This is a genomic window from Flavobacterium hankyongi, from assembly GCF_036840915.1.
GTDB lineage: Bacteria > Bacteroidota > Bacteroidia > Flavobacteriales > Flavobacteriaceae > Flavobacterium > Flavobacterium hankyongi.
Genome location: NZ_CP085725.1, coordinates 1,032,301 through 1,045,766 on the forward strand (window position 1 = coordinate 1,032,301; position 13,466 = coordinate 1,045,766).

Genomic DNA, 13,466 nt, shown 5'->3' on the forward strand with positions numbered 1-13,466 from the left:
GCCCCACATTTCTGTGAGGCTTTGCTTAATTAATTTTTAATAAACTTCGTATTTGAAGTTCCTTTATCTGAATTTATTTTGATAAAATAATTTCCTGAACTCAAATTTGAAACATCTACGGTTTTTATGTTTTGTGCATTTGGTACAACTAAAACTAATTGCCCTAGAGTATTGTATATACTTATTGAACTTATTTCAATTGTGTCTTTTGCCTCAATATTCAAATTGTTACTAACTGGATTTGGATATAACTTAAAATAACTGGAGAAATCAAAATCCTGACGACTTAACGCTTGAATAGTAGTAGTTGCTGTATTTGTTACAATTGGGAAATTATAATCAAAATAAATACTTGCTGTATTACTAAAAGTATCTCCGTTAGTTAAAGTTGGTTTGGTTTTAATTTTAAAAGATACATAACCATCATTGTTTGCATCATTAAACGGAAGATTGATGTTCTCAAAAATAAATTCAACTTTATTTCCTGATGTAATATTTGTCACAAATGAATGGCTACCTTTTATTGGCACTAATGAATTGATATCAAATTTTGTTGTATCAATCATGTCTTTTACTACAATATTTTGCGCATTTGCAGTCCCATTATTTTCAAAACGAATCATATAATTGACATAATCTCCAACTTTACTTGGAGAAATTGTAGCTCCTTCTAAACAGGTTTTATCATTTGGATCAAAAGAGTTTACAACTGTTTGATTAAATACAAAGGTATTATCATTTGGTAAATCATCTGTTGTTGGTGAAGTAACTGTAGCAGCATAATTTAAAACATCACCACTATTAACTGCAGGTGTTTCCATTGGAGAGTTAACATTCAAAGTAAAAGTAATTTCTCTAGTTTCAAATGGCAATAAATTCGTAAAATTCCAAAATAGATTATTTATAGTTTGAGTTGTTACAACTGGATTTGCTGAAACAAAATCTAAAACAGCATCATTAAAAGCTAAATTAACCGTTCCTGATTGTGTAATATTTCCTTTGTTTTTATAAATCAATTTATATTTTGCATCAAAACCAGGTCTAGCCACATTAACTGGTAAAATAATAATTTCTAAATCCGGATGAACACCGTTAGCAGTTACACAAAAATTTTGAGTAAACGGACTCGCTTGTGTTGGAAATGTAACATTTACTGAAGCTGGAGAAACTGTAAAGTAAGAAGGATTCTCAAAAACTGGTATTACAGTATGTGTACCCGCCTGAACAAGAATATAATAGTTTCCCGAAGTATTAGCTATTAAACTTCCAGTATTACTTCCGTTAATAATACTAAATTTTAAATTTGGCAAACTTATATCCGAAGCATCACAACCGTTATTGTTTACGTCGAATTTATTGTTTCCTTGAATTGTATAATATGTTCCTTCTGGTGTAAATGAACAATAAGTATTTACATGGCAGTTAGTTAATCCCCATTGTGAAATATTATTTTGTACAAGCACAATATCTTCATCATCAGCACATATGTATCGAAGATTTGGATTACTCGAAAAATATAAACTATTCCATGCACTAGGATTTCCATTTTTTATAAATAGACTCGAAAGATTATTCATTGAACAATTTACATCTACTAGATTACTCAAACCAATAACACTTAATTGATTGATTTCATTTTGCTGACAATCTAAACTTATCAAATTAATTAAACCACTTAAATTCAAAGATGTTAAATTACCAAAAGAGCAATCTAATGTCTTAAGGTTAATTAAACCTGCAACATTCAATGAAGACAAAAGACTGTTTGAAGAACATTTTAGATTCACAAGATTCGGAACCCCGCTCAGATCTAGAGAAGTCAAATTATTATAAAAACATTCAAGATACTTTAACTTAACTAATCCATTCAAATTTAATGAGGTTAACTGTAAATGACCACAATTTAAAACTTCGATATTAGAAAAATATAAAATACCAGTCAAATCTGTTATAGGTAAAAAACCACCTGCTAAACTTAGTTTTTTTACTTGTAAAGCTTCACTAATTTCAATTTGTCCATTTGAATTTGCATCTATTTTAAAATCAGATCCTGATAAATTTTGAGCAATTGTATTACTTGGGCTGGCCGCTAACAACTTAGCTTTAAAATTAGCATCAGGAAAATTGATAATTTGTGCATTAACACTAGTAAAAAGACACAAAGCAGTAAGTAAAAAGTAGAGTTTTCTCAATTTAGAAAATTTAGTTGAGCAAAAATAATAAAAAAAGCCTCACATTTCTGTGAGGCTTTTGCTTATTTAGATACACTTCGACTAGCTCAGTGCAGGAGAAAGAATTATTTTCCTCCTTTTTCCATTTTAGCTTTTAATTCAGCTAATGCATCGATATCTCCTAATGTAGATGCTGGTGCATTGTTGCTTGAAGAAGTATTGTTTTCATTAGATGATTTCACATTTTTCTCTTCTTCTTCACGGAAGATAGCTGTGTGAGATGCTACTACTCTTTTGAATTCTTTATTGAATTCAATTACTTTGAAATCAGCAGCTTCACCTTTTTTCAATTTTTTACCATCTTCTTTTTCTAAGTGACGAGTTGGAATAAATGCAACTACATCATCTCCGAAATCTACAGTAGCTCCTTTGTCAACGATTTCAGCAATTACACCGTTGTGGATAGTTCCTACAGCGAAAGCATCTTCGTGTTTATCCCAAGGATTAGCAGTAGTTTGTTTGTGACCTAAAGATAATTTACGTCCGTCAACATCTAATTCTAATACTACTACATCTAATTTTTCACCAACATTGATGAATTCAGATGGATGTTTGATTTTCTTAGTCCAAGATAAGTCAGAGATGTAAACTAATCCATCAATTCCTTCTTCTAATTCTACGAAGATACCAAAGTTAGTAAAGTTTCTTACTGTACCTGTATGTTTAGAACCTACTGGGTATTTAGCAGTAATATCTGTCCATGGATCTTGAGTCATTTGTTTGATACCTAAAGACATTTTTCTTTCCTCTCTATCAAGAGTTAAGATAACTGCCTCAACTGTATCTCCAATTTTTACGAAATCTTGAGCTGAACGTAAGTGTGTAGACCAAGACATTTCAGAAACGTGGATTAAACCTTCTACTCCTTCAGCAACTTCGATGAAAGCACCGTAATCAGCTAAAACAACAACTTTACCTTTCACTTTGTCACCAACTTTTAAGTTAGCATCTAAAGCATCCCATGGGTGAGCGTTTAATTGTTTTAAACCTAATTGGATTCTTGTTTTCTCATCATCGAAATCAAGGATTACAACGTTTAATTTTTGATCTAATTCAAGAACTTCACTTGGGTGGTTAATTCTAGACCAAGATAAATCCGTAATGTGGATTAATCCGTCAACACCTCCTAAGTCAATGAATACACCGTAAGAAGTAATGTTTTTAACAACACCTTCTAATACTTGTCCTTTTTCTAATTGACCAATAATTTCTTTTTTCTGTACTTCAATATCAGCTTCGATAAGCGCTTTGTGAGAAACAACAACGTTTTTGAATTCATGGTTGATTTTAACCACTTTGAATTCCATCATTTTGTTTACATATTGATCGTAATCACGGATAGGTTTAACATCGATTTGAGAACCTGGTAAGAAAGCTTCGATACCAAATACATCAACGATCATACCACCTTTAGTACGACATTTTACGAAACCATTAACGATTTCTCCTGTTTCATTTGCAGCAATAACTCTATCCCAAGCTTTGATAGTACGAGCTTTACGGTGAGATAATACTAATTGACCTGTTTTGTCCTCACGAACGTCAATTAATACCTCAACTTTGTCTCCTACTTTTAAGTTTGGATTGTAACGGAATTCGTTTAAAGAAATTACACCTTCAGATTTAGCGTTGATATCAACGATAGCATCTCTTTCTGTAATTCTTACAACTACTCCTTCTACTACTTCTTCTTGATCAGTTGAAATAAAAGTTTTAGCAACTAATTCTTCAAATTCTCTTAAGTTTTTTTCATCAACAGCATCAATTCCTTCAGCATAATTATGCCAGTTAAAAGTTGATAAAAAATCCTCTTGTGTTTTGTTTAATTCAGACATGTCTGATAATAAATTTGTATTCTGTATTCTCTTGAGTTTCTCAAAGTGGTAGAAAATAACAGAAGTGTTTTACATAAATGATTGATACCTAAAGGAAACTCTTCTTCACCAAAAGGTGCGCAAAATTAACAATAATTATTTAATTACCAAAGTTTTTACTCATAAGGTTTTAACAATCAACAATTCGTTTTTAATAAGCTAAATAAGTAATCATAAAATTTGAACCAACAAAAAAAACCGATGAATTCATTGGTTTTTTTGTTAATGTGTGATATTTTCTACATCTTTAGGATTGTGCTTGTGTTTAAATAATATTGCAAAAGCAATTGCAATGATTAATGCATAAATAGCAAATGCGAACCATATACCATGCCAATCTCGTTGACCATCTACAGTATAATAAGTATCAATAACTTTACCACTTATCAAACCTCCAAAAAAAGCCCCAAAACCATTGGTCATCATCATGAATAAACCTTGAGCCGATGAACGCATTCTAGAACTTGTAGTAGTTTCTACAAACAATGACCCTGATATATTAAAGAAGTCAAATGCCATTCCATAAACGATACAAGAAAGAATAATCATCCATAATCCACCAGCAGGATCGCCATAAGCAAACAAACCAAAACGTAACACCCAAGCCAACATTGAAATCAACATCACTTGCTTTATACCAAAACGTTTTAAAAAGAAAGGAATTGCTAAAATGAATAGTGTCTCAGATATTTGAGAAATCGACATTATAATAGTAGAATATTTTACTACGAATGAATTTGCATACTGAGGAATTTTTTCAAATTCTGACAAATAAGTATCTCCATACATATTTGTTAACTGTAATGCACCTCCCAAAAACATTGAGAAGATGAAAAACAGTGCCATTTTATATGTCCCAAATAATTTAAATGCGTCTAATCCTAATTTTTTTGTAAGAGTCGCATCTTCATCAATTAAGTTTTGCGGCTTACATTGCGGTAATGTAAACGAATAAGCCCCTAAAACAAATGCTGCAAAAGCTGAGATATAAAACATATTAACAGATGCTTTATTCCCTGTTAAATTTGTTATCCACATGGCTACAATAAAACCAACAGTTCCCCAAACTCTAATAGGAGGAAAAACTTTAATTACATCGTAGTCACTATTTTTAAGAATTGTATATGCTACTGAGTTTGATAACGAAATAGTAGGCATATAGCACATCATCGCACCAAAAATAACCCAATAAAATGTTGAAGGATCTTCAACTTGCGGAAGATAAGCGATAAATAACCCACCTATAATGTGCAAGATTCCATATAATCTTTCTGCATTTAACCATTTATCAGCAATAATACCTGTAATTGCAGGCATAATAATAGAAGAAATTCCAAGTGTAGAAAAAATGGCTCCAAATTCTGCTCCGCTCCATTGTTTTGTCCCGAACCAATAATTTCCTACTGTAATTAACCAAGCTCCCCACACAAAGAATTGAAGAAAGCTCATTAACGTTAATCTAAACTTAATATTCATAAAATTTATTTTTGGTTTTTGTTTGATTTAAAAAAGCCGGTAAATCTAACAAATAAAATAAACCTACAAATAGTTTTTACCTAAATATTATTAACTAATTCAAGTACTTTCTTAAATTGTTCTTCTCTACTTAAATAAGAATTATCTATTTCGATAGCATCATCCGCTTTGACAAGTGGTGAATCTTCTCTGTGAGTATCTATATAATCGCGTTGCATAACGTTTTCAAGAACTCTATCATAGGAAACCAATTGTCCTTTTTCTGAAAGTTCATCATAACGTCTTTGGGCACGAACATCTGGGCTCGCATTCATGAAAATTTTTAATTCTGCATTTGGAAATACTACAGTACCAATATCTCTTCCATCCATCACAACACCTTTGTCTTTACCCATTTGTTGTTGTTGCTTAACCAACATAGCTCTTACTTGAGACACCTCTGCAATTTGACTTACAAAGTTTGATACTTCTAGTGTTCTGATCTGCTTTTCGACATTTACATTATTTAAATACATTTCGGCAAAACCTAATTGTGGATTGAATTGAAAGCTTAAATGAATTTCAGAAAGTCTTTTTATTAACTCTTCTTTATTAAAATCTATTTCATCAATTAAATTGTTTTGCATTGCAAACAATGTTACAGCTCTGTACATTGCTCCTGTATCTACATATACATAGCCTAATTGTTTGGCAACTTGTTTTGCTAAAGTACTTTTCCCTGTTGAAGAAAAACCATCGATGGCTATCGTTATTTTTTTCATTTGTTTAAAAAATGCCTAATGTTTGTGCTAGCCCCGATGGAAGTAGAAATCCTGACTTTGTGAGATTGTTCGGCAAGCTCGCAATGACAGATTGAAACGTACAGCGGGAAATACAAATGTACTATTCCTATTGTTTGGCTACAAATTAATCATCAAACCAAATTGGCTAGTATTTGATGCAGATGTATATCGTGAGTAAGAATAATCGAATCTGAATTTATTAAAGCGAATTCCAAATCCTGCAGAAATTCCAGAAAACGTACGTTGGTCTACAATTTTAAGTTCGGCTGCTCTACGGAAATTGTAGCTTAATCTAAAGTTGATGGCTCTTTGTGGAAGTATTTCGACACCAAAAATCACGTGGCGGAAAGCATTTGCCAAAAAACCTACTTTTTCTTCCTGAACTCCCCCATCTATAGTTTGTTCACTTCTAGCAGGATTCGAAAAAGCTACTTTCCATCTTTGAAGATTTTCAAGTGTTAAATGCCAACGAACAGGAACATTTTCTAATTCTTGAGAGATTCCAGCAATTACTTCAAATGGTAATTTTTCATTTACGCCATTGTAAGTCGTAATTTGTGTTCCAAAATTACGAACCACCAAACCATAATTTATATCATTTTTATCATCTACATAAATAGCTCCTAAGTCTACAGCTGCTCCAAAAGATTGATAACTTTCTAATGTTGATGATATAAATTTAGCATTAGCACCAAAATATAAATTTGTCCAAGGTACATTGTAAGCGTATCCTAATGACAAAGCAACTTCACCTCCAGAAAAACTACCCGTTGCTTCACCAAACTCATTTCGTCCATCAAATTTTCCGTAATTTATATAGGTTACACCTGCATGAAAGGTATTCACGTGCTTGTCGTATGTATAGGCATACGAAGCTGTTCCATAATTTACATCGCCCAAATAATTAGAGTAATTGAGTGCCAATCGACCATTCATTTCTTCATTAATTGAAGCTGGATTAAATAACGGTTGGTTTACATCATAATCGTAAGTAGTGATTGTTTTTCCTCCCAAGGCCGCTTGACGTGGTGATGAAATTAAATTTAAAAACTGATAAACATTCTCTCCTCCAACTTGTGAAAAAGCCGAGTGAGTTATAAACAACAAGAAGAGAAAGGTTAATTTGTTTTGCATCTATTTAGCCTGTTATAATGATATATAACGCACGGCGAATATATTTATTTTTTACAAAAAAACGGCTAATAATAGCCGTTTTAAATTATAAGTGTTTTGCAAACTTGACTTTTTCCTTCGTTATAGCAAGTTCTAAAACTTCTTGCATATCGTTTACAAAGTGGAAAGTAAGTCCTTGAACATATTCTTTTTTAATTTCTTCGATATCTTTTTTGTTTTCTTCTGAAAGAATAATTTCTTTAATCTTAGCTCTTTTTGCAGCCAATATTTTTTCTTTTATTCCTCCTACCGGGAGTACTCTTCCACGAAGAGTAATTTCACCTGTCATGGCTAAATTTTTCTTCACTTTTCTTTGTGTTAACAAAGACACTAAAGAAGTAAGCATTGCAATTCCCGCACTTGGTCCATCTTTTGGAGTAGCTCCCTCGGGAATATGAACGTGAATGTTGTACTTCGTAAAAATCTCGGTATTTATCCCAAGCTTTTTTGCATTTGCCTTAACATATTCCATGGCAATGGTAATCGATTCTTTCATTACAGTTCCCATATTTCCAGTAAAGGTCAAGTTTCCTTTTCCTTCAGAAATAATAGATTCTATAAATAAAATATCGCCTCCAACACTTGTCCAAGCCAATCCTGTTACTAAACCAGCTGTATCGTTATTTTCGTATTTATCACGTTCTAATTTTGCAGGACCTAATATCTTTACAATATCTTCGTCAGTAACTTTTACGTTATATTCTTCTTCCAACGCGATAGATTTTGCTGCATTACGAACAACTTGAGCAATTTTTTTCTCTAAACCACGAACACCTGATTCTCTAGTATAACCTTCAACAATTTTTTCAATTTGCTTTTTACCAATAACAATTTGTTTGTTATCTAGGCCGTGTTCTGTTATTTGTTTAGGAACCAAATGTTGTTTAGCAATTTCTATTTTTTCCTCAATAGTATAACCTGTCATTGTGATAATTTCCATACGATCACGTAAAGCAGGTTGCACATTTGCAATATTATTTGAAGTAGCAATGAACATTACTTTAGATAAATCGAATCCCATTTCTAGGAAATTGTCGTAAAACTCTTTGTTTTGTTCAGGATCTAATACTTCTAATAACGCCGATGATGGATCACCATGATTACTCACTGATAATTTGTCAATTTCATCTAAAATAAATACCGGATTAGCTGTTCCAGCTTTTTTAATGCTTTGAATAATGCGACCAGGCATTGCTCCTATATATGTTTTACGATGTCCTCTAATTTCGGCTTCATCACGTAAACCTCCTAATGACATACGAACGTACTCTCTACCCAATGCTTCTGCAACCGATTTCCCAATAGAGGTTTTACCGACCCCCGGAGGTCCCGTCAAACATATAATAGGCGATTTCATATCATTACGAAGTTTAAGCACAGCTAAATGCTCTATAATTCTTTTTTTAACATCATCAAGACCAAAATGATCTCTGTCTAATATTTTTTGAGCTCTTTTTAAATCAAAATTATCTTTTGAAAATTTATTCCATGGCAATTCTAGAAACAACTCTAAATAATTTCTTTGGATGCCAAAATCTGGAGAGTTTGGATTTGTTCGCTGCAATTTAGAAATTTCTTTATCGAAATGTTTTCTGGTTTTTGCATCCCAGTTCATTTCGTTTGCTTTATTGCGCATTTCTTCAATTTCAGCTTCATGAGAAACACCTCCCAATTCTTCTTGAATAGTTTTCATTTGCTGTTGCAGAAAATATTCACGTTGCTGTTGATCTAAATCAAAACGAACTTTAGACTGAATATCATTTTTCAGCTCCAATTTTTGAAGCTCAACATTCATATGCTTTAATGTATTTAAAGCTCTATCCTTAAGATTATTTACTTCTAAAAGTTCTTGTTTTTCAACTACTGTCAAATTCATGTTAGACGACACAAAATTGACCAAAAACGAATTACTTTCTATATTCTTAATTGCAAAAGTAGCTTCAGTAGGAATATTTGGACTCTCCTTGATAATTTGAATTGCTAATTCTCTAACCGAATCTATTATGGCTTGAAATTCTTTATCCTTTTCTTTTGGACGTTCTTCAGCAACTTCTTTGATTGTTGCTCGTAAATAAGGCTCAGTGGTAGTAACCTTATCTATTTCAAATCTTTTTTTTCCTTGAAGAATAACAGTAACGTTACCATCAGGCATTTTTAAAATTCGAAGAATTCTAGCTACAGTTCCTACTTTATTGATTTGCGATTCATTTGGATCTTCATCTTCTTCATTTTTTTGAGAAACTACTCCAATTATTTTATCTGAAGCATTAGCATCATTTAATAATTTAATAGATTTATCTCTACCCGCAGTAATAGGAATAACAACCCCAGGAAATAACACAGTATTTCTCAAAGGTAAGATAGGTAAATCTGATGGAAGCTCTTCATTATTCATTTCCTCCTCATCTTCGGGAGTCAATAAAGGAATTAAATCGGCTTCGGAATCGATTTCTTGAAGTGACAAACTGTCAAATGTGATAATTTTTTGTTGAGACATATATAATTTAAGTCATTTTGTCATTAAACACAGAAAGTAGTAATGCAAAGTTATTACATTAAAAACAATCATCTAACTGAAAATCAATAAATAAACATTTTACTTACAAATTTACATTAAAGATTGGACAAGTATTGTGCCATAAAAAAATCCCGAATATTCGGGATTTCAAAATTATTTGATTAATTCAATGATTACATGTAAGTAATATCAAAAGTTCCTGCTGTAATATCAAAAACTGCTGGATCAAAGAATGAAGTTGCATGGAAACTAAAAGTACCTTTTATTCTTTTTGCAATAGTGTCATGGAAAGTTACAGTTACTGTACCATCTCCTCCAAAAACTCCTTGAGGAGTTGAATTCAAAACATATTGTCCTCTAGCATCTGAACTAAATGCAGTGAAATTAACTGTTGTACCTGCCGTTACATTATCCTGCACAACTACTCCAATATTTTCGACATTTCCTCTTCTTCCAATTAAAGAAATCATTCCACTCATTTTGATTCCAGAAATATTTGTTGGCACAAAGTTATTTCCATTTAATTTTGCAGTAAAACTGTTACCTGCTGGAGCTGGTACATCATTAGTAAAAGGTAAGTTAAAAACACCACTTGTAAAAACTTTAGTTTCTATAGAAGTTCCAGAAGTTCCTACAAATCTCGCTCCTGTGAACTTAAAAGTCCCCACAATTCTTTTGTTAACCTGATCAATATTAGTAATTACAATTTCAGATGTATCAACATAACTAGGAAAACTTGCAAATGGACCTGTTTGATCATCAGTTGCTAAAAAGGGAACATTTCCTGATCCAGGAGAATATAACAATCCAAACGGCATAGCCGATGTTGTAGGAGAATGCATTGTATATGTACCAACTGCAACACCTGGAATAGTTATTTGAAAAAATTCTCCAGTAGTTTTTGTCCCAGTGATAGACATATAATTAGAATTAACTATTGCCTGAGTAGTATTTGCTGTAAAAGTTTGCCCATCAAAATCTGCTTTAAAAACTGAAGTGGTAGAAGGATTAGTGGGATTCGAATTATCTGTTTGATTTGAAGGAGGAATTCCTCCTTCATAAGGTTCAATATCAGTTGAACATGAAGCCAATGAGAAAAAGGCAAATAATGCAGTTAACTGAAATATTCTTTTTGTTAAGTTCATGGTTTTGAGTTTTTATTTTTGCAAATATATAATTATTTATGACTTTTTGTTAGGAACTCTCAATAGTAGAACAAGTCCTATAACAAAGAAAATGCCTAAAAAAACAATTGAGTTTCTCATTGACCCAGTTACTTGATCTATTATTCCATATACAGACATTCCTATCACAATTGCAACTTTTTCAGTAACATCATAAAAACTAAAATAAGATGCAGTATCTGTAGTATCTGGTAAAAATTTTGAATAAGTTGATCTTGCTAGTGACTGAATTCCTCCCATAACTAATCCAACAAAACCTGCTGTTGCATAAAACTCGTTTGGAGTTTCAACAAAATATGCAAAACAACATAATGCAGCCCAAAAAGCATTTAAGAAAATCAATACATTTATGTTTCCAAACTTCCCTGAAGCTCTTGACGTAAAAAAGGCTCCAACCACCGCAACCAACTGTATAAGTAATATACTTATGATTAAACCAGTAGTTTCTTGACTTTCCGTTTCCCATGCTATTTCCTCGGCACCAAAATATGTCGCTACCAACATAACTGTTTGAACAGCCATAATAAAGACAAAATAACTGGCTAAATATCTTTTTAAAATAATATTTTTTTTAACATCTTTCCAAACTAACCTCAACTCTTTAAATCCGTCTAAAATAACCGCTTTAGTAACTTTATGACCAGTTGAAACTCCTTTAGGAAGATAATAATATGTGACATGGCTAAAACCAATCCACCATACCCCAACCATTAAAAATGAATATCTCATCATTTCCATTTTTTTCTCATCAGGAACAAGCATTACCATTGCCAAATTGATAATTAGCAAAATAGTACTTCCTATATATCCCATTGAAAAACCACGGGCACTAACTTTATCTTGCTGTTCAGGAAAAGCTATATCTGGTAAATAAGAATTATAAAATACTAAACTTGCCCAAAAACCTATTAATCCAAATAAATAAACAGTATAACTAATAAAGAAATTTTCAACATTAAACCAATATAATCCAATACAAGAAATTCCGCCCATGTAACAAAAGAATCTTAAAAAAGCTTTCTTATTTCCAACATAATCTGCAATACCAGAAAGAATTGGAGAAATAAAAGCAACTATTAAGAAGGCTAATGCAGTAACAAAAGTTATCATGGCAGTATCTTTGAAATGATAACCAAATACATCAACATAATTATTACCTCTTATTTTGAACAAAGCATTATAAAATATAGGAAAGATAGCCGATGCAATTACCAAGCTGTATACTGAGTTAGCCCAGTCGTAAAAAGCCCAAGCATTTAATAATTTTTTATCTCCTTTTTGAAGTTGTGGCATAATGTAAATTTTTAAAATAAAAAACCACGCATAAAGCGTGGTTCGAAAATACTATTATTTTATCTAAAAACAACTTCTTATTTAAAAACTACTCCAAATTTAGCAGCTTCAGCTTTAGCTTCAGGTAGTAACTTTTTCAATTCATTGATACGTGTTTGATTACTTGGGTGTGTACTTAAAAATTCTGGCGGCGCTTGACCTCCTGCTTGAGCCGACATTCTTTCCCAAACAAACACAGCATTTTCAGGATTATAGCCTGCAATTGCCATTAACGTTAATCCAATCATATCTGCTTCGCTTTCGTGGCTGCGACTAAATGGTAACATACCTCCTACTTGACTCCCTACTCCATAGGCTTGCATAAATAATTGTTGACTTTCTACTGATTTGTTCTGTGTAGCAACTGCTACTCCTACAGCTCCTGCTTGTTGTAATAGACCTGCACTCATGCGTTGCTGACCATGATTAGCCAACGCGTGAGCTACTTCGTGCCCCATTACTGCAGCCATTCCAGCATCATCTTTCGTAATTGGCAAAATACCAGTGTAAAATACTATTTTCCCTCCAGGCATACACCAAGCGTTAACCTCTTTACTATCTACTAAATTATATTCCCATTTATAGTCTTTTAAATAAGTAGCATTCCCATTTGCTGTCAACCATCTTTCAGCAGCTGTTTTAATCTTCATCCCAACGGTCTCAACTCTTTGAGCATCTTTTGTTCCTTTAATTACTTTATTTTCAGATAAAAATTGATTGTATTCCTGAAATGCAGATGGAAATATTTCACTGTCAGGAACTAAAGCCATTGTTTTCTTTCCTGTAAATGGATTTGTTGCACAAGCAAACGTCAATGCTGCTAATCCAATTGTTGTAACTATCAATTTTGTCTTCATACTTGTTTATTTTGTGTAGTAAAATTAATTCATTTTTTA

At 32.3% G+C, this 13,466-nt stretch carries 9 protein-coding genes; all 9 read right to left on the bottom strand.

Translation table 11 applies throughout. The annotated features are described in order from the left end of the window. Nucleotides 1-29 precede the first annotated feature (29 nt). On the bottom strand, nucleotides 30-2,192 hold the full coding sequence (locus tag LJY17_RS04760; protein ID WP_264542710.1) for a DUF7619 domain-containing protein: 2,163 nt from the start codon (nucleotides 2,190-2,192) through the stop codon (nucleotides 30-32). 104 nt (nucleotides 2,193-2,296) lie between these two features. Continuing rightward, the gene (gene rpsA, locus LJY17_RS04765; protein ID WP_264542711.1) at nucleotides 2,297-4,066 is read right to left on the bottom strand and encodes a 30S ribosomal protein S1; all 1,770 of its coding nucleotides are present in this window, start codon (nucleotides 4,064-4,066) and stop codon (nucleotides 2,297-2,299) included. A 261-nt stretch (nucleotides 4,067-4,327) separates the two neighbouring features. Further along, the gene (locus tag LJY17_RS04770; RefSeq protein ID WP_264542712.1) at nucleotides 4,328-5,581 is read right to left on the bottom strand and encodes a nucleoside permease; all 1,254 of its coding nucleotides are present in this window, start codon (nucleotides 5,579-5,581) and stop codon (nucleotides 4,328-4,330) included. Between the two features lie 80 nt (nucleotides 5,582-5,661). Further along, complete coding sequence (cmk, locus tag LJY17_RS04775) at nucleotides 5,662-6,342, bottom strand: (d)CMP kinase (RefSeq protein WP_264542713.1); 681 nt, start codon at nucleotides 6,340-6,342, stop codon at nucleotides 5,662-5,664. 138 nt (nucleotides 6,343-6,480) lie between these two features. Continuing rightward, a complete protein-coding gene (porQ, locus tag LJY17_RS04780; RefSeq protein WP_264542714.1) occupies nucleotides 6,481-7,497 on the bottom strand; it encodes a type IX secretion system protein PorQ in 1,017 nt (338 codons plus the stop codon). An 85-nt stretch (nucleotides 7,498-7,582) separates the two neighbouring features. Then, entirely contained in the window at nucleotides 7,583-10,033 is a 2,451-nt protein-coding gene (gene lon / locus LJY17_RS04785) for an endopeptidase La (protein WP_264542715.1), read from the bottom strand. 194 nt (nucleotides 10,034-10,227) lie between these two features. Then, nucleotides 10,228-11,199: a DUF6252 family protein gene (locus tag LJY17_RS04790; RefSeq protein WP_264542716.1), complete on the bottom strand. Its 972-nt coding sequence runs from the start codon at nucleotides 11,197-11,199 to the stop codon at nucleotides 10,228-10,230. Between the two features lie 36 nt (nucleotides 11,200-11,235). Beyond that, on the bottom strand, nucleotides 11,236-12,531 hold the full coding sequence (locus LJY17_RS04795; protein ID WP_264542717.1) for an MFS transporter: 1,296 nt from the start codon (nucleotides 12,529-12,531) through the stop codon (nucleotides 11,236-11,238). Nucleotides 12,532-12,608: 77 nt separating this feature from the next. Then, nucleotides 12,609-13,427: a M48 family metallopeptidase gene (locus tag LJY17_RS04800; protein ID WP_264542718.1), complete on the bottom strand. Its 819-nt coding sequence runs from the start codon at nucleotides 13,425-13,427 to the stop codon at nucleotides 12,609-12,611. Between the last annotated feature and the right edge of the window lie 39 nt (nucleotides 13,428-13,466).

Coding starts and splice junctions, on each gene's coding strand:
- LJY17_RS04770 (WP_264542712.1), bottom strand. CDS start 5,581: ATGAATATTAAGTTTAGATTAACGTTAATGAGCTTTCTTCAATTCTTT.
- LJY17_RS04795 (WP_264542717.1), bottom strand. CDS start 12,531: ATGCCACAACTTCAAAAAGGAGATAAAAAATTATTAAATGCTTGGGCT.
- LJY17_RS04790 (WP_264542716.1), bottom strand. CDS start 11,199: ATGAACTTAACAAAAAGAATATTTCAGTTAACTGCATTATTTGCCTTT.
- lon (WP_264542715.1), bottom strand. CDS start 10,033: ATGTCTCAACAAAAAATTATCACATTTGACAGTTTGTCACTTCAAGAA.
- LJY17_RS04800 (WP_264542718.1), bottom strand. CDS start 13,427: ATGAAGACAAAATTGATAGTTACAACAATTGGATTAGCAGCATTGACG.
- rpsA (WP_264542711.1), bottom strand. CDS start 4,066: ATGTCTGAATTAAACAAAACACAAGAGGATTTTTTATCAACTTTTAAC.
- porQ (WP_264542714.1), bottom strand. CDS start 7,497: ATGCAAAACAAATTAACCTTTCTCTTCTTGTTGTTTATAACTCACTCG.
- cmk (WP_264542713.1), bottom strand. CDS start 6,342: ATGAAAAAAATAACGATAGCCATCGATGGTTTTTCTTCAACAGGGAAA.